The 20,841-nt window shown below is 62.0% G+C and carries 21 protein-coding genes; 13 read left to right on the forward strand and 8 right to left on the reverse strand.

All coding sequences use genetic code 11. From position 1 onward, the window contains the following. Window positions 1-63: 63 nt before the first annotated feature. Together ACZRMO_RS25730 and ACZRMO_RS25735 are read right to left on the reverse strand one after the other, a co-directional pair. Complete coding sequence (locus ACZRMO_RS25730; RefSeq protein WP_463974704.1) at window positions 64-828, reverse strand: TOBE domain-containing protein; 765 nt, start codon at window positions 826-828, stop codon at window positions 64-66. A 58-nt stretch (window positions 829-886) separates the two neighbouring features. Next, window positions 887-1,624: a phosphoribosyltransferase family protein gene (locus ACZRMO_RS25735; protein ID WP_463974705.1), complete on the reverse strand. Its 738-nt coding sequence runs from the start codon at window positions 1,622-1,624 to the stop codon at window positions 887-889. A 92-nt stretch (window positions 1,625-1,716) separates the two neighbouring features. Here ACZRMO_RS25735 and bioB point away from each other — a divergent pair, with 92 nt between their 5' ends. From bioB to ACZRMO_RS25785, 10 genes are all read left to right on the forward strand, one after another. Continuing rightward, on the forward strand, window positions 1,717-2,772 hold the full coding sequence (gene bioB, locus ACZRMO_RS25740; protein WP_122487227.1) for a biotin synthase BioB: 1,056 nt from the start codon (window positions 1,717-1,719) through the stop codon (window positions 2,770-2,772). 200 nt (window positions 2,773-2,972) lie between these two features. Further along, on the forward strand, window positions 2,973-4,154 hold the full coding sequence (bioF, locus tag ACZRMO_RS25745; RefSeq protein WP_463974706.1) for an 8-amino-7-oxononanoate synthase: 1,182 nt from the start codon (window positions 2,973-2,975) through the stop codon (window positions 4,152-4,154). After that, window positions 4,147-4,878, forward strand: a complete 732-nt coding sequence (locus ACZRMO_RS25750) for an alpha/beta fold hydrolase (RefSeq protein WP_124527159.1) — start codon at window positions 4,147-4,149, stop codon at window positions 4,876-4,878. The genes bioF and ACZRMO_RS25750 overlap by 8 nt, the downstream gene beginning before the upstream one ends. Then, a complete protein-coding gene (gene bioC, locus ACZRMO_RS25755) occupies window positions 4,871-5,683 on the forward strand; it encodes a malonyl-ACP O-methyltransferase BioC (protein ID WP_463974707.1) in 813 nt (270 codons plus the stop codon). Before ACZRMO_RS25750 ends, bioC begins: the two co-directional genes overlap by 8 nt. After that, window positions 5,680-6,360, forward strand: coding sequence for a dethiobiotin synthase (gene bioD, locus ACZRMO_RS25760; protein ID WP_463974708.1), 681 nt, complete (start codon window positions 5,680-5,682; stop codon window positions 6,358-6,360). Before bioC ends, bioD begins: the two co-directional genes overlap by 4 nt. Window positions 6,361-6,466: 106 nt before the next feature. After that, window positions 6,467-6,748, forward strand: a complete 282-nt coding sequence (locus ACZRMO_RS25765; protein WP_207045118.1) for a pyrroloquinoline quinone biosynthesis protein PqqE — start codon at window positions 6,467-6,469, stop codon at window positions 6,746-6,748. 341 nt (window positions 6,749-7,089) lie between these two features. After that, on the forward strand, window positions 7,090-8,895 hold the full coding sequence (locus tag ACZRMO_RS25770; protein WP_463974709.1) for a phenylacyl-CoA dehydrogenase: 1,806 nt from the start codon (window positions 7,090-7,092) through the stop codon (window positions 8,893-8,895). Between the two features lie 208 nt (window positions 8,896-9,103). Next, window positions 9,104-10,393, forward strand: a complete 1,290-nt coding sequence (locus ACZRMO_RS25775; RefSeq protein ID WP_124527156.1) for a GGDEF domain-containing protein — start codon at window positions 9,104-9,106, stop codon at window positions 10,391-10,393. 90 nt (window positions 10,394-10,483) lie between these two features. Then, window positions 10,484-12,253: an acyl-CoA dehydrogenase C-terminal domain-containing protein gene (locus ACZRMO_RS25780; RefSeq protein ID WP_463974710.1), complete on the forward strand. Its 1,770-nt coding sequence runs from the start codon at window positions 10,484-10,486 to the stop codon at window positions 12,251-12,253. A 123-nt stretch (window positions 12,254-12,376) separates the two neighbouring features. After that, window positions 12,377-14,155, forward strand: coding sequence for an acyl-CoA dehydrogenase C-terminal domain-containing protein (locus tag ACZRMO_RS25785; RefSeq protein ID WP_463974711.1), 1,779 nt, complete (start codon window positions 12,377-12,379; stop codon window positions 14,153-14,155). A gap of 226 nt (window positions 14,156-14,381) precedes the next feature. Here ACZRMO_RS25785 and ACZRMO_RS25790 read toward each other — a convergent pair whose 3' ends face one another. Continuing rightward, window positions 14,382-15,281: a LysR family transcriptional regulator gene (locus tag ACZRMO_RS25790; RefSeq protein ID WP_124527153.1), complete on the reverse strand. Its 900-nt coding sequence runs from the start codon at window positions 15,279-15,281 to the stop codon at window positions 14,382-14,384. A gap of 209 nt (window positions 15,282-15,490) precedes the next feature. On the opposite strand from ACZRMO_RS25790, the gene ACZRMO_RS25795 reads away from it, so the two are divergent. The 3 genes from ACZRMO_RS25795 to ACZRMO_RS25805 all read left to right on the forward strand — a co-directional run bounded on the left by ACZRMO_RS25795 (window position 15,491) and on the right by ACZRMO_RS25805 (window position 17,562). Then, the gene (locus tag ACZRMO_RS25795; protein WP_463974712.1) at window positions 15,491-16,750 is read left to right on the forward strand and encodes an aspartate aminotransferase family protein; all 1,260 of its coding nucleotides are present in this window, start codon (window positions 15,491-15,493) and stop codon (window positions 16,748-16,750) included. A gap of 237 nt (window positions 16,751-16,987) precedes the next feature. Next, on the forward strand, window positions 16,988-17,308 hold the full coding sequence (locus tag ACZRMO_RS25800) for a helix-turn-helix domain-containing protein (protein ID WP_463974713.1): 321 nt from the start codon (window positions 16,988-16,990) through the stop codon (window positions 17,306-17,308). 95 nt (window positions 17,309-17,403) lie between these two features. Then, the gene (locus ACZRMO_RS25805) at window positions 17,404-17,562 is read left to right on the forward strand and encodes a YqaE/Pmp3 family membrane protein (RefSeq protein WP_010207008.1); all 159 of its coding nucleotides are present in this window, start codon (window positions 17,404-17,406) and stop codon (window positions 17,560-17,562) included. Between the two features lie 5 nt (window positions 17,563-17,567). Here the strand turns inward: ACZRMO_RS25805 and pqqE are convergent, their stop codons facing one another. From pqqE to pqqA, 5 genes are all read right to left on the reverse strand, one after another. Beyond that, a complete protein-coding gene (pqqE, locus tag ACZRMO_RS25810) occupies window positions 17,568-18,698 on the reverse strand; it encodes a pyrroloquinoline quinone biosynthesis protein PqqE (protein WP_017739526.1) in 1,131 nt (376 codons plus the stop codon). Next, complete coding sequence (gene pqqD / locus ACZRMO_RS25815) at window positions 18,691-18,966, reverse strand: pyrroloquinoline quinone biosynthesis peptide chaperone PqqD (RefSeq protein ID WP_003194772.1); 276 nt, start codon at window positions 18,964-18,966, stop codon at window positions 18,691-18,693. Before pqqD ends, pqqE begins: the two co-directional genes overlap by 8 nt. Beyond that, entirely contained in the window at window positions 18,963-19,715 is a 753-nt protein-coding gene (pqqC, locus tag ACZRMO_RS25820; RefSeq protein ID WP_463974714.1) for a pyrroloquinoline-quinone synthase PqqC, read from the reverse strand. The genes pqqD and pqqC overlap by 4 nt, the downstream gene beginning before the upstream one ends. An 11-nt stretch (window positions 19,716-19,726) precedes the next feature. Further along, the gene (pqqB, locus tag ACZRMO_RS25825) at window positions 19,727-20,638 is read right to left on the reverse strand and encodes a pyrroloquinoline quinone biosynthesis protein PqqB (RefSeq protein WP_463974715.1); all 912 of its coding nucleotides are present in this window, start codon (window positions 20,636-20,638) and stop codon (window positions 19,727-19,729) included. 69 nt (window positions 20,639-20,707) lie between these two features. Beyond that, complete coding sequence (gene pqqA, locus ACZRMO_RS25830) at window positions 20,708-20,782, reverse strand: pyrroloquinoline quinone precursor peptide PqqA (RefSeq protein ID WP_003194766.1); 75 nt, start codon at window positions 20,780-20,782, stop codon at window positions 20,708-20,710. Window positions 20,783-20,841: the final 59 nt, after the last annotated feature.

Consider the following 20,841-nt stretch of genomic DNA (forward strand, 5'->3'; position numbering starts at 1 on the left):
TTTTTGCAGACACCTTAAGGAGCGCGCGTGACGAAATTGTTGCAGTTTGACGGCGAGCGTTGCCTACACCGGCGTGCCGAGCAACACATTGCTCGGCGCGAATTGCACCTGGATCGCCTGGCCCTCGGTGGCGCCCAGGGCCTTGAGCGCGTCGGGCTGCGCCAGGGCGCATAAAACCTGGCCGTTGGGCAGGGCGATGCGCACTTCGCTGGGGCCGTCGTCGGCGGCGAGAATCGCGTCGAGGGTGCCGCCCAGGCAATTGTGTCCAGGTGTTGCAGCAGCCCCGGGGGCCAGCAAATCCAACCAGCCGGCCTTGATCAGTGCGACCACTTCCACGCCGCTCTCCAGCTCCAGGCGATGGGTGCTGTCGTGGGTGATCTGCGCTTGCAACGTCAGGCCGCCGGCCAGTTGCAGGCGGATCAGGTCATTGCGGCCGTGGCTTTCAATCGCCATGACTTGGCCGTGCAACTGGTTGCGTGCGCTGGTGCGCAGCATCAGGCGGCCGAGCAGATTGAAGTCGCTGGCGGCCTCATCCGAACCGAGCAGTTCGGCCTGCAACACTTGCAGGCGCTGGTACAGACGCAACACCCGCTCACCTTCGGCCGTCAGCTTGGCACCGCCGCCGCCCTTGCCGCCGACGCTGCGTTCCACCAGGGGCTTTTGCGCAAGGTTGTTCAGTTCGTCGATGGCGTCCCAGGCGGCCTTGTAGCTCAAGCCGGCGCTTTTTGCCGCGCGGGTGATCGAGCCCTGTTCGGCGATATGCCCCAGCAAGGCAATGCGCTGGGGGCGACGGATGATGTGTTGGCTGAGGGAAGCTGGCAGAGACATGGCGACACGCTTGGATGAGATACACCGAACGTTGCGGGCAAGGCGCGGCGGCGTCAAGTCAGGCGCCCGGTTTGGGGGTGCGGGCCAGGCAATACACATCGACTCGGCGCGCGCCGGCATTGATCAACAGGCGGGCGAGGCTGTGGGCGGTGGCGCCGGTGGTGAGCACATCGTCCACCAGGGCGACGTGGCGGCCCGTCACGTCGGCGTTGACGGCCAGGGCGAAGGCCGTAAGCAGGTTGCGCTGGCGGCTTTTGGCGTCGAGGGCCTGCTGTGCGACGGTGTCCTGGGGGCGTAACAACAGGTGTTCATCGATGGTGATGCCGAGGTCTTGGCTGAGCCACCGCGCCAGCATGTGTGCCTGGTTGAAGCCGCGTTCACGCAGGCGTTTGCGCGCCATGGGCACCGGCAGCAGGCAGTCGGGGCGGGGGAGCCCGGTGTTGTCGAAGTGATGTTGCAGGTGCTGGCCCAACAGCCGCGCAAGCATTTGCCCGAGGGGCCAGCGCGCCTGGTGCTTGAAGCGGCTGATCAGGCTGTCGATGGGAAAGCTGTAGGTCCAGGGGGCAATCACCTGTTTAAAGGCCGGTGGTTTTTTCAGGCATTGGCCGCATAGCAGACCGTCCATCGGCAGGGGCAGGGCGCAGATTTCGCACGGTGCCATCAGCCAAGGCAGCTCCGTTTCGCAGACGTTGCACACACAATGTGTGGATTGTGTCGCTTCATCGCAGATTAAACAGGTGTGTTCGTTTTTTAACCAGATGTAAACCTGGTGTTTGTGGTCAGGTTGACAGTGCATGAATCTTCCTTAAATATGCCGAGCATCCGTGTCGTGTCTGTGGGTATTGCCCTTCCCGCAGCGCTTGCCAAAGCATAATCAAGGAATCGCCCATGAGCGCCAGCACCACCGCCACCTTGCGTCACGATTGGTCCCTCGCCGAAGTCAAAGCGCTGTTTGTGCAGCCGTTCAATGACCTGCTGTTCCAGGCGCAGACCGTGCACCGCGCGCATTTCGACGCCAACCGTGTGCAGGTGTCGACCCTGCTGTCGATCAAGACGGGCGCCTGCCCGGAAGATTGCAAATATTGTCCGCAGTCGGGCCACTACAACACCGGCCTGGAAAAAGAAAAGCTGATGGAAGTGCAGAAGGTCCTCGAAGAGGCCGCCCGTGCGAAGGCCATCGGCTCGACGCGCTTCTGCATGGGCGCCGCGTGGAAGCACCCGTCGGCCAAGGACATGCCCTACGTGCTGCAGATGGTCCAAGGCGTGAAGGCCATGGGCCTGGAAACCTGCATGACGCTTGGTCGCCTCGACCAGGAGCAGACCGAAGCGCTGGCCCAGGCCGGTCTCGACTACTACAACCACAACCTCGATACGTCGCCGGAGTTCTACGGAAGCATCATCACCACCCGCACCTACAGCGAGCGCCTGCAAACCCTGGCTTACGTACGGGATTCGGGGATGAAGATCTGCTCCGGCGGCATCCTCGGCATGGGTGAGTCCCTCGACGACCGCGCCAACCTGCTGATCCAACTGGCCAACCTGCCGGAACACCCGGAGTCGGTGCCGATCAACATGCTGGTGAAGGTGGCCGGTACGCCGCTGGAGAACGCCGAGGACATCGACCCGTTCGACTTTATCCGCATGCTCGCCGTGGCGCGCATCCTCATGCCGCAGTCCCATGTGCGCCTGTCGGCCGGCCGCGAGGCGATGAACGAGCAGATGCAGGCCCTGGCGTTTTTTGCCGGTGCCAACTCGATCTTCTATGGCGACAAGTTGCTGACCACTGCGAACCCGCAGGCGGACAAGGACATGCAATTGTTCTCGCGTTTGGGGATCTTGCCGGAGGCCCGTGAAGAGCACGCCGATGAGGTGCATCAGGCGGCGATCGAGCAGGCGTTGGTGGAGCAAAAAAGCAGCGAGCAGTTCTACAACGCCGTTGTTTGACGCCCATCTCTCTATTGATTGGAATGCAATCCAGTGTGGGAGCTGGCTTGATGTGGCGAGCAAGCTTGCTTGCGCTGGGGTGCGAAGCGCCCCCAAAAAGCCGGCTCCAGCTGCGCTGTCGAGCGGGAGCAAGCTCCCTCGCCACAGCAAGCCAGCTCCCACATTGAGACTGTGTTCATCCAGATCTATCCGAGGCCAGCATGTCTTTCGATCTCTCCGCGCGCCTCGCTGCCCGCCGTGCCGAACACCTTTATCGCCAACGCCCGCTGCTGCAAAGCCCCCAAGGCCCGCAAGTGGTGGTGGACGGCCAGCCGTTGCTGGCGTTTTGCAACAACGATTACCTGGGCCTGGCCAATCACCCGCACGTGATCGAAGCCTGGCGCGCCGGTGCGTCCCGCTGGGGCGTGGGCGGTGGTGCTTCGCACTTGGTGGTGGGGCATGCGACGCCACACCATGAGCTGGAAGAAGCCCTGGCCGACCTCACCGGTCGCCCGCGCGCGCTGCTGTTTACCACCGGCTACATGGCCAACCTCGGCGCAGTGACCGCGCTGGTCGGGCAGGGCGATACGGTGCTGGAGGACCGGCTTAACCATGCTTCGTTGCTGGATGCGGGGTTGTTGTCCGGTGCGCGTTTCAATCGCTATCTGCACAACGACGCCGCCAGCCTGGCCAAGCGTTTGGAAAAGGCCACCGGCAACACCTTGGTGGTCACCGACGGCGTGTTCAGCATGGACGGCGACTTGGCCGATCTGCCCGCACTGGCCCGTGAAACGCGTGCGAAAGGTGCGTGGTTGATGGTGGATGACGCCCACGGTTTTGGTCCGCTGGGCGCCAACGGCGGCGGGATCGTCGAGCACTTCGGCTTGAGCCAGGAGGACGTGCCGGTGTTGGTCGGCACCCTCGGCAAAGCCTTCGGTACGGCCGGCGCATTTGTGGCCGGCAGCGAAGAGCTGATCGAGAGCCTGATCCAGTTCGCGCGGCCGTATATCTACACCACCAGCCAACCGCCGGCGCTGGCCTGCGCCACGTTGAAGAGCCTGGAACTGCTGCGCACCGAGCATTGGCGGCGCGCGCACCTCAACGGCCTGATCCGCCAGTTCCGCCAGGGCGCCGAGCAGTTGGGCCTGGATTTGATGGCAAGCTTTACGCCGATCCAGCCGATCCTGATCGGCGACAGCGCCAAAGCCGTGCGCCTGTCGCAGATGTTGCGCGAGCGGGGCCTGATGGTCACCGCGATCCGTCCGCCCACCGTGCCTGCCGGCAGTGCGCGTTTGCGCGTGACCTTGACGGCAGCCCACACCGAGGCGCAGGTGCAGCTATTGTTAAACGCATTGGAAGAGTGTTTCCGCTTGTTAGGCGCCACGGAGCCCGACCATGCGTGATCGACTGATCTTGTTGCCCGGCTGGGGCCTCGGCGTATCGCCGCTGGAACCCTTGGCCGCCGCCTTGCAGGGCCTCGACGAACACCTGCGGGTGCAGATCGAACCGTTGCCGGCGCTGGATTCCAGCGACCTCGACGAATGGCTGGATGAACTCGACGCCACATTGCCGGACAACGCCTGGCTGGGCGGCTGGTCCCTTGGCGGCATGCTCGCCACGGCACTGGCGGCGCGGCGCGGCGAACGCTGTTGCGGCCTGCTGACCCTGGCGAGCAACCCGTGTTTCGTCGCCCATGACGGTTGGCCGAGTGCGATGCCCGCCGAAACTTTCGACGCCTTCCTCGCCGGCTGCCATGCGGACTCCCAAGTTACCCTCAAACGCTTCGGCCTGTTGTGCGCCAAGGGCGCTGCGGACCCGCGTGGGCTGGCGCGTCTGCTGGTCAGCGGGGCGCCGAATACGCCGTCCCGCGTGTTGATGACAGGTCTTGAACTGCTCGCCCAACTCGACACCCGCGAAGCCTTGCTGGCGTATCGCGGCCCGCAGATGCACCTGTTCGCCGGGCTGGATGAACTGGTGCCCGCCGAGGCGGCAAGCGCCCTGCTGAGCTTGCTGCCCGATGTTGAAATCGGCCTGATTGAACAGGCCGGTCACGCTTTTCTTCTGGAAGACCCCCACGGTGTCGCGGGGGCCATCCAGGCTTTTTTGCATGAGTGCGTTGATGACTGATTTATCCCACCCCCAACTGCCGGGCGCCTTGCCGGACAAGCGCCAGGTAGCGGCGTCGTTCTCCCGTGCAGCGGCCAGCTATGACAGCGTTGCCGAGTTGCAACGCGCGGTAGGCAGTGAATTGCTCGCCCGTCTGCCGGCGCCTCTCGCGCCGCAACGTTGGCTGGATATGGGCTGTGGCACTGGATACTTCAGCCGTGTGCTGGGCGAGCGTTTGCCCGCCAGCCAAGGCCTGGCGTTGGACATTGCCGAAGGCATGCTCAACCACGCCCGGCCTCTGGGCGGCGCTCACCACTTCATCGCCGGCGACGCCGAACGCTTGCCGCTTAAAGCTGACAGCTTGGGGCTGATCTTCTCCTCCCTCGCGGTGCAATGGTGTGCGAATTTCGAGGCGGTGCTCAGCGAGGCCTATCGTGTGCTGCAACCCGGCGGCGTGCTGGCGTTCGCCAGCTTGTGCGTGGGCACGCTGGATGAGCTGCGAGAAAGCTGGCGCGCGGCGGACGGCCTGGTGCACGTCAACCGCTTCCGCACCCTCGAGGCGTACCGGCAGTTGTGCGCGGCCAGCGGTTTGCGCGTGGTCAGCCTGGAGCGCCAGCCCCATGTGTTGCATTACCCGGATGTGCGCAGCCTGACCCATGAATTGAAGGCGCTGGGCGCGCATAACCTCAACCCGGGCCGGCCGGGAGGGTTGACGGGGCGCGCGCGGATTGTTGCACTGGTGGACGCTTATGAGCAGTTCCGTCAGGCCCAGGGCCTGCCGGCGACTTACCAGGTGGTGTACGCAGTACTGGAGAAACCGTTATGAGCGTCGCTTATTTCATTACGGGCACCGACACCGATGTCGGCAAGACCACCGTCGCGGCCGGGCTGCTGCATGCCGCGCGACAGGCCGGAAAAAGTACCGCCGCAGGTAAGCCGGTGGCATCCGGTTGTCAGGTCACGCCCAAGGGCCTGCGCAATGCCGATGCACTGGCGTTGTTGGCCGAGTGTTCATTGCCGCTGAGTTATACCGAGGTGAATCCGGTGGCGTTCGAACCGGCCATCGCGCCCCATCTGGCGGCACGGGAAGCCGGTGTTGCGCTCACGGTGCAGTCGTTGCTCAAGCCCATGCAGCAGGTGTTGGCACGGGACGCTGATTTCACCTTGATCGAAGGCGCGGGCGGCTGGCGCGTGCCCTTGGCTGATCAGGCGAATCTGTCGGACCTGGCCATTGCGTTGAAGCTGCCGGTGATCCTGGTGGTGGGCGTGCGCTTGGGTTGCATCAGCCATGCGTTGCTCACGGCCGAAGCCATTGCGCGGGACGGTTTGCCGCTGGCGGGTTGGGTGGCGAATATCATCGACCCCAAGACCTCCCGTCTGGAAGAAAACCTCGCCACCCTGGCCGAACGCCTGCCTGCGCCATGCCTGGGCCGCGTGCCGAAACTCAAGCACGCCGGGGCCGAGGCGGTGGCGGAATACTTGCAGCTCGACCTGCTTGACTGATTTTGGCTATCGCTAAGGCATTGTGCCATTAGTGTTTTTGACGGGTGTTTTGCCGGTTTCTCTGCTTCAATCTGTGTTCACGATTCTCTAAAGGCAGGCTTACGCCATGGACATCTCTGGAAGCAGCGCGTTTTATTCGGGCCTGAGCACCATTCAGACCGGGCAGAACCGTGTCGACCAGGCCGCCGGCAAAATCGCCAGCGCTGCGACGACCCAGCCCTCGGATGCACAGCTGGATCGTCTGCGCGCCAATGACCGTGCCCAGCCTTCCAACTCGGCGAGCAATATGGTCGAAATGGCGCAAGGCAAGTTTCAAGTGGAGCTGGGCGCCAAGGTTGCCAAGGCTTCGGATGAAATGCTGGGTACGTTGATCGATACTTACGCTTAATCCCCTCTCTCCAGGCTTGCCGGCTCTTCTGTGGGAGCTGGCTTGCCTGCGATAGCCTCTACTCGGTCTTCCTGATACACCGCGGCGCCTGCATCGCAGGCAAGCCAGCTCCCACACAAGCCAGCTCCCACATTTGGCCTCGGTTGCCCTTCTGAACTCCTACACTTCCTTTGCTGTGGCAACCCGCCGCAAGCATCGCCGTGCGCGTCATTGATTCGCGTCATGACAAACGGCGTCTTGACATCCCCAGGTCGTAAACGTATGTTTCAAACACCTGTTTGACCGCTACAACAAATCCACGCGGTTGTTCATTCCAGATACATCAGCAGAGGTTTATCGCTATGCCTGACTACAAGGCCCCCTTGCGTGATATTCGCTTCGTTCGTGACGAACTGCTTGGCTATGAAGCGCACTATCAAAGCCTGCCGGCTTGCCAGGACGCTACCCCGGACATGGTTGACGCCATTCTCGAAGAAGGCGCCAAGTTCTGTGAGCAAGTACTGGCACCGTTGAACCGCGTGGGCGACATCGAAGGGTGTACCTGGAGTGAGTCAGGCGTTAAAACCCCTACGGGTTTCAAAGAAGCCTACAAACAATTCGTCGAAGGCGGCTGGCCAAGCCTGGCCCACGACGTGGAGCACGGCGGCCAAGGCCTGCCGGAATCCCTGGGCCTGGCAGTGAGCGAAATGGTTGGCGCCGCCAACTGGTCGTGGGGCATGTACCCGGGCCTGTCCCACGGTGCGATGAACACGATTTCCGAGCACGGCACCCCCGAGCAGCAAGACGCGTACCTGACCAAGCTGGTGTCCGGCGAATGGACCGGCACCATGTGCCTGACCGAGCCACACTGCGGCACCGACCTGGGCATGCTGCGCACCAAGGCCGAGCCTCAGGCTGACGGTTCCTACAAAGTCTCCGGCACCAAGATCTTCATCTCGGCCGGTGAACACGACATGGCCGACAACATCGTCCACATCGTCCTGGCCCGCCTGCCGGATGCACCGGCTGGCACCAAAGGCATCTCGCTGTTTATCGTGCCGAAGTTCCTGCCGAATGCAGACGGTTCGATTGGCGCGCGCAACGCGGTGACCTGTGGTTCCCTGGAACACAAGATGGGCATCCACGGCAACGCCACCTGCGTGATGAACTTCGACGCGGCCACCGGTTTCCTGATCGGCCCGGCGAACAAAGGCCTGAACTGCATGTTCACCTTTATGAACACCGCGCGCCTGGGCACTGCGCTGCAAGGCTTGTCCCACGCAGAGATCGGCTTCCAGGGCGGCCTGAAATACGCTCGTGACCGCCTGCAAATGCGCTCCCTGACTGGCCCGAAAGCGCCGGAAAAAGCCGCTGACCCAATCATCGTGCACCCCGACGTGCGCCGCATGCTGCTGACCATGAAAGCCTTCGCCGAAGGCAACCGTGCGATGGTGTACTTCACCGCCAAGCAAGTGGACATCGTCAAGTACGGCACCGACGACGAAGCCAAGAAGCAAGCCGACGGCCTGCTGGCGTTCATGACCCCGATCGCCAAGGCGTTCATGACCGAAGTCGGTTTTGAATCCGCCAACCACGGCGTGCAGATCTACGGCGGCCACGGTTTCATCGCCGAGTGGGGCATGGAGCAGAACGTGCGCGACAGCCGCATTTCGATGCTGTACGAAGGCACCACCGGTATCCAGGCCCTCGACCTGCTGGGCCGCAAAGTGCTGATGACCCAAGGCGAAGCGCTCAAGGGCTTCACCAAGATCGTGCACAAGTTCTGCCAGGCCAACGAAGGCAACGAAGCCGTCAAAGAGTTCGTTGCACCGCTGGTGGCACTGAACAAAGAGTGGGGCGAGTTGACCATGAAGGTCGGGATGGCCGCGATGAAAGACCGCGAAGAAGTTGGTGCCGCCTCGGTGGATTACCTGATGTACTCCGGTTACGCCTGCCTGGCTTACTTCTGGGCCGACATGGCGCGCCTGGCCGCCGAAAAACTGGCCGCCGGCACCACCGAAGAGGCGTTCTACACCGCCAAGCTGCAGACCGCGCGCTTCTACTTCCAGCGCATCCTGCCGCGGACCCTGGCCCATAAAGCCACCATGCTGTCGGGTGCCAACAACCTGATGGACATGAAAGAAGAAGACTTCGGCCTGGCTTACTAAGCCTTACCGGGTTCACTTCCAGAGCCGCCGCTCCTTCACGGGAGTGGCGGCTTTTTTGTGGGCGATAAAAAATCCCAGTACAGCGCTCAGGGATTAGCGTCGGCTGCCGTTACAGTGATGGCAATGTGATACATGCGTGCCAGGTTGTGCTTAACTGTCGGCATCAAGGCACAGTGCCATCATTTATCTGCGGGTCGGAGTTTTACCCTTGTCACGCGTGTCCGCTGTACGGTTCAGTCATTTCCTCCCTTCGTTGCTGCTGTTGCTGGCCGGGCTGTCGGCTGCGTACGTCAAGGACCTCAACGTCTTCTTCACCTCGCTGTTCAACGTGCTGCCGACTTTGGTGCTGTTGCTCGGCGGTGCGTATTGCGCGGTGTACCGGCGCCAGCGCGAACTGTTCCTGATGATCACGGTGTACGTCGCGTATTTCCTGCTGGATACCCAGACCGATTACTACCGCGACAACGGCCGCGTGCGCGAAGACGCCGCCGTGGTGTTCCATCTGTGTTGCCTGCTGTTGCCGCTGTTGTTCAGCATCTACGCGCTGTGGCAGGAAAAGACCCACCTGTTCCGTGACTTCGTCGCACGTTGTGCGGTGCTGTTCGCCGTCGGCAGCGTGGCGTTGGCGTTGGAGCAAAGTTATCCCCAGGCGCTGCTGAACTGGCTGGCCGAGATTCGCTGGCCGGCGCTGCATGGCAACTGGATGAGCTTGATCCAGTTGTCGTACCCGATGTTCCTGATCGGCTTCCTGACCCTCGCGGCGCAGTACTGGTATCAGCCACGCCCGCTGCACGCGGCGCAGCTGGTGGGGTTTGTCGGGTTGTTCTGGATGCTGCCGCAAACCTTCATCCTGCCGTTCACCCTCAACATCATGTGCAGCCAGGTGATGCTGATGATCGCCGCCGGTGTGGCCCACGAGGCCTATCAAATGGCTTTCCGCGACGAACTGACCGGCTTGCCGGGCCGCCGTGCGCTGAACGAGCGCATGCAGCGCCTGGGTCGCAACTACGTACTGGCGATGACCGACGTCGATCACTTCAAGCGCTTCAACGACACCCATGGCCACGACGTGGGGGACCAGGTGCTGCGCCTGGTGGCGAGCAAGTTGGCCAAGGTCAACGGTGGCGGGCGCGCCTATCGGTATGGTGGGGAAGAGTTCGCCGTGGTGTTCGCCGGCAAGACCCTGGACGAATGCATGCCGCACCTGGAAGAGATCCGCGAGATCATCGCCAACTACGACATCAAGCTGCGTAACCCGGACCGCCCCCAGGACGATCAGCAAGGTCGCCAGCGCCGCGTGGGCAGCGGTGCAACCAGTGTGTCGGTGACCGTGAGTATCGGCGTGGCCGAGCGCCAGGCCGAGCAGCGCACCAGCGAAGAAGTGCTCAAGTCCGCCGACCAGGCGCTGTACGCCGCCAAGGGCGCGGGGCGCAATTGTGTGATCGCGGCCGGGCAAACCCGGCGTGGCGCGGTGCGTATGGAGAGCGCTGCCGGTTGAGTAATGGCGCTGTATTCAGCAGCGCTACAGTGATTGTCCAGGCGTGTTGCCGGCAGTAGGTTGAAGCCATCTGCTGCCGGAGACATTGCCATGCCTGACTACAAAGCTCCCCTGCGCGACATGCGCTTTCTGATCGACAACGTGTTTGATTTCCACGGCCACTACGCGGCGCTGGGGGCGACAGACGCCAGCCCGGACATGGTCAGCGCGATCCTCGAAGAAGGCGCGAAATTCTGCGAAAACGTGCTCGCACCGCTGAACCGCAGCGGCGATGAAGAGGGCTGCCATTTCGATAACGGCGTGGTCACCACGCCCAAGGGCTTCAAGGAAGCCTTTGCCCAATACGTCGAAGGCGGCTGGCACGGCGTGGCGGCGGACCCGGCCTATGGTGGCCAGGGCTTGCCGCAATCCCTGGGCCTGGTGCTCAGCGAGATGATCGGCTCCAGTAACACGTCCTGGGGCATGTACCCGGGGCTGACCCATGGCGCGATGTCGGCGATCCACGCCCACGGCAGCGCCGAGCAGAAAGACACCTTCCTGAGCAAACTCACCGCCGGCGAGTGGACCGGCACTATGTGCCTCACCGAAGCCCACTGCGGCACCGACCTGGGCCTGATCAAGACCCGCGCCGTGCCCCAGGCGGACGGCAGTTATGCGGTGACCGGCAGCAAGATCTTCATCTCGGCCGGCGAGCACGACATGAGCGCGAACATCATCCACCTGGTGCTGGCCAAGCTGCCGGACGCGCCGGCGGGCACCAAGGGCATCTCATTGTTTATCGTGCCCAAGTTCCATGCCGACTCCGGCGCGCGCAACGCGGTGCACTGCGGTTCCATCGAGCACAAGATGGGCATCAAGGCGTCGGCCACCTGCGTGCTGAACTTCGACGGGGCCAAGGGCTTCCTGATCGGCGAGGCAAACAAGGGCCTCAACTGCATGTTCACCATGATGAACCACGCGCGCCTGGGCACCGGCATGCAGGGCTTGTGCAATGGTGAGGCGAGCTTCCAGGGCGCGATCAAATACGCCAACGACCGCCTGCAGATGCGCGCGCTGACCGGCGCCAAGGCCCCGGACAAAGCCGCCGACCCGATCATCGTGCACCCCGACGTGCGGCGCATGCTGCTGACCATGAAAGCCTTCAACGAGGGCAACCGCGCCCTGACTTATTTCACTGCGCAATTACTCGACACCGCGCACCTGAGCAGCGACGCGGCCCAGCGCCAGGAGGCCGAAGACCTGTTGGCGTTCCTCACCCCGATCTGCAAGGCCTTTATGACCGACACCGGCCTGGAGGTGACCAACCACGGCATGCAGATTTTCGGCGGCCATGGCTACATCCGCGAATGGGGCATGGAACAACTGGCGCGGGATGCGCGGATTGCGCCGATCTATGAGGGCACCAACGGCATCCAGGCCCTCGACTTGCTGGGGCGCAAGGTGCTGGGCAGTCAGGGCAAGCTGCTGCGTGGCTTCACTAAAATCGTGCATAAGTTCTGCGCGGCGAATGCCGAGCATGCGCAGCTCAAGGCCTATGTGGCGCAGCTCAATCAACTGAACCAGGAATGGGGCGAGCTGACGACCAAAGTGGGCATGGCGGCCATGAAGAACCCGGATGAAGTGGGCGCAGCGGCGGTGGATTACTTGATGTACAGCGGTTACATCGTGCTCGCCTACCTGTGGCTGCGTATGGCGATCGCGGCGCTTGGCGAGCCCGATACGGACTTCGCCAAAGCCAAGCTGGCCACCTGCGACTTTTACTTCAAGCGCCTGTTGCCGCGTACCGCCACCCACCGTGCGGCGGTGGAAGCGGGCAGCGAATGCCTGATGAGTCTGCCGGCGGAGGCATTTGCGCTCTGATGACTTAAAAATACCAGTCAGTCACAAGTGGACCCTATGTGTCTGAAAAGTTGTTCGGGTACACTCGGAGCCTGTAAAACCGACACTTACCGAATTACTTTTCACGTTCTCACGAGGTTTGCCATGGCTGATTACAAAGCGCCGCTGCGTGATATGCGCTTCGTCCTCAATGAAGTCTTTGAGGTCGCCACCACTTGGGCCCAATTGCCGGCATTGGCAGACACCGTTGACGCCGAAACCGTAGAGGCCATCCTCGAAGAAGCCGGCAAAGTCACCGCCAAATCCATCGCCCCGCTCAGCCGTGGCGGCGATGAGCAGGGTTGCCGTTGGGAAGACACCGCGGTGTTTACCCCGGATGGTTATCCACAGGCCTACAAAACCTACGCTGAAGGCGGTTGGGTCGGCGTAGGCGGAGACCCGGTGTTCGGCGGCATGGGCATGCCCAAGGCGGTCTCGGCCCAGGTTGAGGAGATGATCAACTCGTCGAGCCTGGCGTTCGGCCTGTACCCAATGCTGACCTCTGGCGCCTGTGTGTCGATCAACACCCACGCCAGTGAAGAGTTGAAGGCCATCTACCTGCCGAAGATGTACTCCGGTGAGTGGGCTGGCTCCATGTGCCTGACCGAAGCCCATGCCGGTACGGACCTGGGGATTATTCGCACCAAGGCCGAGCCGCAGGCGGACGGTTCCTACACCATCAGCGGCACCAAGATCTTTATCACCGGTGGCGAGCACGACCTGACCGACAACATCATCCACCTGGTGCTGGCCAAGCTGCCGGATGCGCCGGCCGGTCCCAAGGGCATTTCGTTGTTCCTCGTGCCCAAGTTCATGGTCAATGCCGATGGCAGCCTGGGCGCGCGTAACCTGGTGAGCTGTGGCTCGATCGAACACAAGATGGGCATCCAGGCGTCCGCGACCTGTGTGATGAACTTCGATGGCGCCGTGGGTTACCTGGTGGGCGAGCCGAACCGGGGCCTGGCGGCGATGTTCACCATGATGAACTACGAGCGTCTGGGCGTTGGCATCCAGGGCCTGGCGTCAGGTGAGCGCTCGTACCAGAACGCGATTGAATACGCGCGTGACCGCCTGCAAAGCCGTGCGCCGACCGGTGCCCAGGCCAAGGACAAAGTGGCGGACCCGATCATCGTCCACCCGGACGTGCGTCGCATGCTGCTGACCATGAAGGCGGCGAACGAAGGCGGCCGTGCATTCTCCACTTACGTGGCGACGCAACTGGACATCGCCAAGTTCAGCGAAGACCCGGCGGCCCGCGAGCGCGCGGATAACCTGGTGGCGTTGCTGACACCTGTCGCCAAGGCGTTCTTGAGCGATCTCGGTCTGGAAACCACCGTGCTCGGCCAGCAAGTGTTTGGCGGCCACGGTTACATCCGCGAGTGGGGCCAGGAGCAACTGGTGCGTGACGTGCGCATCACCCAGATCTACGAAGGCACCAACGGTATCCAGGCGCTGGACTTGATGGGCCGCAAGATCGTGGGCAGCGGCGGTGCGTTCTACACCTTGTTCGCCGACGAGATCCGCCAGTTCATCGCAGCGGCAGGCGCTGAGTTGGCCGAGTTCACCAAGCCGCTGAGCGCGGCGGTGGATAACCTCGACGAATTGACCGCCTGGGTGCTGGACCGTGCGAAGACCAACCCGAATGAAATCGGCGCGGCCTCCGTGGAGTATTTGCATGCATTTGGATACATGGCCTACGCCTACATGTGGGCACGCATGGCCAAGGCGGCGCTGGGCAAAGAGGCTGAGGAAGACTTCTACGCCAGCAAGCTGGGCACGGCGCGCTTCTATTTTGCACGCCTGCTGCCGCGTATCCAGTCGCTGAGTGCGTCGGTAAAAGCCGGTAGCGAATCGCTGTTTTTGCTGGATGAAGCACTGTTCTAAGGGCTTGGAGGGCATGTAAGCATTCTCTTACATGACGTGCTGCTATTCGTCCTCTATCGCCAAATTGGATCCACAGATAATCTACTTCACATGGACGTCGCGCAGGAAGCGCAAAGCAACAACACGGACACGTAGGATTCTGCCAGGACGGCGGAGTGAAATGGATGTCAGGGAAACAGTCTGCAAAGCCCCGCTTCGGCGGGGTTTTCTTTTGCCCGCGAAAAAGTCAGGCGCCTGCCTGCGGGGCATTCATCACGTCTTCGAGCAAGGTGCGCAACAGCGCTACCGTCGCTTGCTGGCGCTGCGCATCGCGACACACCAAGCCCACTTTCAACGGCACCCTGGGTTCGCTCAAGGGTTTCCACAGCAGCGACTGGCTGTTGTGTTCGTCCTGGGAACGTCCTGGTAGCACCGTCGCCAGCTTGGTGTGAGGCAGGCTGTCGAGAATCCCCACCATGGTGTTCAACTCGGCCTGCACCTGCGGGCGCCGCCCGAGGTTGGCCAATTGGCCCTGCCAGATCTGCCGGACCTGAAACTCTTCCCCCAGCAGCAACATGGGCAACTCGGCCGCCTGTTTCAGCGAGACCTTCTTGAATTCCCGCAGCGGATGATCTTCGGGGATGACCACCTTCAACTCATCTTCGTACAGCAGTGCGCCGTGTAGCCCCGGCTGTCGGGGTGGCAGGTAGCTGATGCCTATGTCCAGCGAGCCATTGAGCAGTCGCCGTTCGATCTCCAGCCCGGTCAATTCGTAGATCTGCACCACCAGATGGGGCTGGGCCTTGCGCACACGCTCAAGCATTTGCGGGACCAGGCTGGTGTGCACGGTTTGCAGCACGCCGATGGCCAAGGTGCGCATGGCCTGGCCCTTGAAATTGCGCAAGGCTTCGACGGCTTGCTGCATGCCATCGATCAGCGGCAACGCGTGGTTGTACAGCGTGTGGGCCGCCAGAGTCGGCAACAGGCGTTTGCTGCTGCGTTCGAACAGGCTCACATCGAGGTTCTGCTCCAGTTGGCGGATCTGTTGGGACAGTGCCGGTTGGGAGATCGACAGACGCTCTGCGGCACGGCCGACGTGGCCTTCCTCATACACCGCGACGAAATAACGCAGTTGCTTGAAATCCATAAGACTTACTTATCGAAAAAGCTGGAAAATCGAAATGGCTGTTGGCCCCCGAGGCGCCTAGTCTAGCGCCTATTCGCAGGGCTTACAGGGCCGGATCGGGCAATGAACAGCGTTTATTCAGACAGCGTTTACATAGGCAAGGCAAAAAACCTCATGGCCGTAGTCGCCAGGTGTACCGACCAAGGTCCGGTTGCTATCGGGGGTGAGCTGTGAACCTGTTCAATATGCGTCGACCTGCGCCGAGCCTGGATGACCTGATTCTGGATGAATCGCCCTCGGGGGATTCCCTGATGCCCACCGTGGCGCGGCCACCGCAAGTTTTCGTACGCGGCCAGGGTTCCTGGCTGTGGGACAGTGAGGACCGTGCCTACCTGGATTTCAGCCAGGGCAACGCCGCCAACAGCCTCGGCCATAGCCCGCACGTGTTGATCAAAGCCCTGGCCGACCAGACCCAGGCACTGATCAACCCGGGCAATGGCCTGTATAACCGTGCCCAACTCAACCTCGCCGAGCGCCTGTGCCACCGCACCGGCAGCGACCAGGCTTACCTGCTCAACAGCGGCGCGGAAGCCTGCGAAGCGGCGATCAAGCTGGCGCGCAAGTGGGGCCAGCGGCATCGCGGCGGCGCCTATCGGATCATCAGCGCCAGCGCCGGTTGCCATGGGCGCAGCTTCGCCGCGATGGCCGCTTCGGCGGGCGCCGCTGGCAACCGCTTCGAGCCGCAATTGCCGGGCTTCAGCCACGTGCCCTTCAACGATTTGCCGGCCCTGCACGCCGCTGTGGATGCGCAAACCGTCGCGATCATGCTCGAGCCGATCCAGGGCGAAGCGGGCGTGATTCCCGCGACCGAGCATTACCTTAAAGGCGTCGAGCGCCTATGTCGCGAGCTGGGCATCCTGCTGATCCTCGACGAAGTGCAAACCGGCCTCGGCCGCTGCGGCACCTTGCTCGCCGAACAGCAATACGGCGTGCGCGCCGACATCATCACCCTCGGCAAAGGCCTCGGCGGCGGCGTGCCCCTGGCAGCGCTGCTGGCGCGGGGCAAAGCCTGTTGCTTTGAAGTGGGCGAGTTGGAAGGCACCCATCACGGCAATGCGCTGATGGCGTCGGCCGGTGTGGCCGTACTCGATACCGTGTTGGAACACGGCTTTCTAGAGCATGTACGCGAAGCCGGCCTGCACCTGGGTGAAGGCCTCGCCCGCCTGGCTTACCGCTACGACCACGGCCAACTGCGCGGCCACGGCCTGATGTGGGGCCTGACCTTGTCGGATGATTCTGCGGATGCGGTAGTAAAAGCGGCGCTGCACGAAGGCCTGATCCTCAACGCCTCGCAACCCAACTGCCTGCGCTTTACCCCGGCGCTGACGGTGAGCAAAAGCAATATCGACGAAATGCTCCTGCGCCTGGCGCGCGCCTTCTCCCGCGTGCGCACCGCGCAACTGCAATGCCGCAAGGGCATCGCTGTTTAACCCCTGTTTCCTGAACCGTCTCGCGGTATACGCGGCGCCTCCGGCCTGATTCTTTTGGCTGGGGGCGTTTTTTTGTGTGTGAAATTTTTGGATTGAAAAGGGCGCTTGAACATCTCTTAAAGAGATGATTTTTTAGCAGGCTCGTTAAAGAGTAATAGCGGCAAATGGAGCACTTTTTTGTACTTGGTGCACACCACTGGTGACACGATTCTAAGACGGCATATTGAGGGATGCATCATGACCAACAAATATGTAAGTGAAGCGATGGAGTCCATCCACCACTCTGCCCTGGCGCTTTACGCAATTGGCGCCATAAACAAAACCAAACTTCGTGAGTTCGACGAAGCGTGCCTCACGCGCGGTCCGTTGCAGATCTCTGCCGAACAAATCAAAGGGCTGCGAGAGCGCTGCCACGTCAGCCAACCTGTCTTCGCCCGCTACCTCAACACCAGCGCCTCCACGGTGAAACAGTGGGAATCCGGCGAGAAACGCCCAAGCGGCATGGCGCTCAAGTTACTGAGCATCGTGCAAAAGCACGGTTTGGAGATTCTGGCCTGACAGTGGCGCTATGCCAGATCCCACTGAACCCTCACGAACCCCCAAGGTCGATTAGCTACACGGCTCACACGAGCCGATTTTCTGGAGCTGAACCCATGGACATCATTCGTATCATCATCGCCATTCTGCTGCCGCCACTGGGTGTGTTCCTGCAAGTGGGTTTCGCCGGTGCGTTCTGGCTGAATATTCTGCTGACCCTGTGCGGTTATTTCCCGGGCATCATTCACGCGGTGTACATCATCGCCAAGCGCTGAGGCTTTCAGCCTTTGGCGATGAGCCGTGAGTTGCGCTCATTGCGAAAGGCCAGTTGCTCGATGGTCTGAGTGGCGTGTTCGGCTTCTTCCCGCGCCTTGAGGATGATGCCGTGCTGCTCGGACTTGCTGCACACCGGGTCGGCATTGCTCGCGTCCCCCGTGAGCATGAAGGCCTGGCAACGGCAGCCGCCGAAGTCCTTTTCCTTTTCATCGCATGAACGGCAGGGTTCGGGCATCCAGTCGTAGCCGCGAAAGCGGTTGAAACCGAACGAGTCGTACCAGATGTGCTGCATGCTGTGCTCGCGCACATTGGGAAACTGCACCGGCATCTGTCGGGCGCCGTGACAGGGCAGGGCGGTGCCGTCCGGCGTGACGGTCAGAAAAATACTGCCCCAACCATTCATGCAGGCTTTCGGGCGTTCCTCGTAGTAGTCCGGGGTGACGAAGATCAGCTTGCACGGGTGGCCTTCGGCTTCCAGCTTGGCGCGGTATTCGTTGGTGATGCGTTCGGCGCGCACCAGCTGTTCCTGGGTGGGTAGCAACCCGACGCGGTTGAGCTGCGCCCAGCCGTAGAACTGGCAGGTGGCGAGTTCGACAAAGTCCGCCTCCAGCGCAATGCACAGCTCGATGATGCGGTCGATCTTGTCGATATTGTGCCGATGGGTGACGAAGTTCAGCACCATCGGGTAGCCGTGGGCTTTCACTGCGCGGGCCATTTCGAGTTTTTGTGCGAAGGCTTTTTTCGAGCCGGCCAGCAGGTTGTTCACTTGCTCGTCGCTGGCCTGGAAGCTGATCTGGATATGGTCCAGGCCGGCCTTCTTGAAGTCGCTTATCTTCTGCTCGGTAAGGCCGATGCCGGAGGTGATCAGGTTGGTGTAGAACCCCAGTTTGCGCGCTTCGGCGATGAGTTCGGCGAGGTCCTGGCGCACCAGCGGTTCACCGCCGGAGAAGCCCAGCTGCGCGGCGCCCATTTCCCGCGCTTCGCGAAACACCTTGAACCACTGCTCGGTGCTTAGCTCCTTGCCCTGCTCGGCAAAATCCAGCGGGTTGGAGCAATACGGGCACTGCAACGGGCAGCGGTAGGTCAGCTCGGCGAGCAGCCACAGCGGCAGGCCAATCGGCGGTTTTTCAGGCAAGGGTGATCCAGTGCTCAGCACGGGCGACCTCCATGAATTGCTCGATGTCGTCACCCAGCTCAGGTACGCCGGGGAACTGCTTATCCAGCTCGGCGATGATTGCCGCCACGTCGCGCTCGCCGTCGATCAAACCGCCGATCAGCGCGGCGCTGTCGTTGAGCTTGATCATGCCTTCGGGGTAGAGCAGTACATGGCCCTTTTGCGCGGGTTCGTACTGGTAGCGGTAACCTTGGCGCCAGGTCGGTTTCTTGCTGCGATCAAAGCTCATAGGGCAATCCCCTTATGCCATACCCGTTGCTCGGTCACGCTGTGATACGGCGGGCGTTTCAGTTCGTAGGCCATGCTCATGGCGTCCAGCATGCTCCACAAGATATCCAGTTTGAACTGGAGAATTTCCAGCATGCGTTCCTGGCCTTCACGGGTGGTGTAGTGCTGCAGGGTGATCGCCAAACCGTGCTCCACGTCGCGCCGGGCCTGGCCCAGGCGGGTGCGGAAATATTCGTAGCCGGCGGGGTCGATCCACGGGTAGTGCTGCGGCCAGCTGTCGAGGCGCGACTGGTGGATCTGCGGGGCGAACAGTTCGGTCAGCGAGCTGCTGGCGGCTTCTTGCCAGCTGGCGCGACGGGCGAAGTTGACGTAGGCATCTACCGCAAATCGTACGCCGGGCAGGACCAATTCTTGTGAACGCAGTTGATCGGGGTCGAGTCCGACGGCCTGGCCCAGGCGCAGCCAGGCTTCGATACCGCCGTCCTCACCCGGTGCACCGTCGTGGTCGAGCAGGCGCTGGATCCACTCGCGGCGGATCTCGCGATCCGGGCAGTTGGCCAGGATCGCCGCGTCTTTGAGCGGGATGTTCACCTGGTAGTAGAAGCGGTTGGCAACCCAGCCCTGGATCTGCTCGCGGCTCGCGCGGCCTTCATACATCGCCACGTGGTACGGGTGATGGATATGGTAGAAGGCGCCCTTGGCCCGCAGGGCGGCTTCGAATTCAGCGGTGGTCAATGGCGTGTCAGTCATTTCGGTCGCTCCTACAATTCAATGCTCATGCCGTCGTAAGCCACTTCGACATTGCGCCGCACCAATTCCGCTCGCTCGGGGGAGTCTTCATCGAGGATCGGGTTGGTGTTGTTGATGTGGATAAGTACTTTGCGCTGCTCGGGCAACTGCTCCAGCACTTCGAGCATGCCACCGGGGCCGTTTTGCGCCAGGTGGCCCATCTCGCGACCGGTGCGGGTGCCGACGCCACGGCGCTGCATTTCATCGTCATCCCACATCGTGCCGTCCACCAGCAGGCAGTCGCTGCTGGCCATGATCTCCAGCAGCGGCGCGTCGACTTTGCCCAGGCCCGGGGCGTAGAACAGTTTGCCGCCGGTGCGCAGGTCTTCGACGATCAAGCCGATATTGTCGCCTGGGTGCGGGTCGAAGCGGTGCGGCGAGTACGGCGGCGCGGCGCTGCGCAAGGGCAGCGGGGTGAAACGCAGGTTGGGGCAGGCCGGGACGGTGAAGCTGGTGTCCAGCTCGATGCGGTTCCAGGCCAGGCCGCCGTTCCAGTGGGTCAGCATGGTGAACAGCGGGAAGCCGGTGCTGAGGTCTTCATGGACCATGTCGGTGCACCACACCTGGTGCGGGCAACCTTCGCGCAGGCTCAGCAGGCCGGTGGTGTGGTCGATCTGGCTGTCCATCAGGATGATCGCGCTGATGCCGGTATCGCGCAGGGCGCGGCCCGGTTGCATCGGCGCAAAGCTTTGCAGTTGCGCACGAATATCCGGCGAGGCGTTGCACAGCACCCAATTCACGCCATCGTCGGAGATGGCGATGGACGACTGCGTACGCGCCTGGGCCCGCAGGCTGCCATCACGGAAACCTGCGCAGTTCACGCAGTTGCAGTTCCACTGGGGGAAACCACCGCCGGCGGCGGAACCTAGAATCTGGACAAACATGGTAGCTCCCAAGCAAAGCTCAAAACAAAAACGCCCCGGGCGGGCCGAGGCGTTGTATTACCCAGCAGATTAACGGCTGGCGAAGTACATGGTGACTTCGAAACCGATACGCAGATCAGTGTAAGCAGGTTTGGACCAGGTCATATTCTTACTCCTACCAAGGGATGGGACTTTCACTACCAAGTAATACATATAGTCCACCT

It is taken from the genome of Pseudomonas sp. B611 (genome assembly GCF_055407965.1).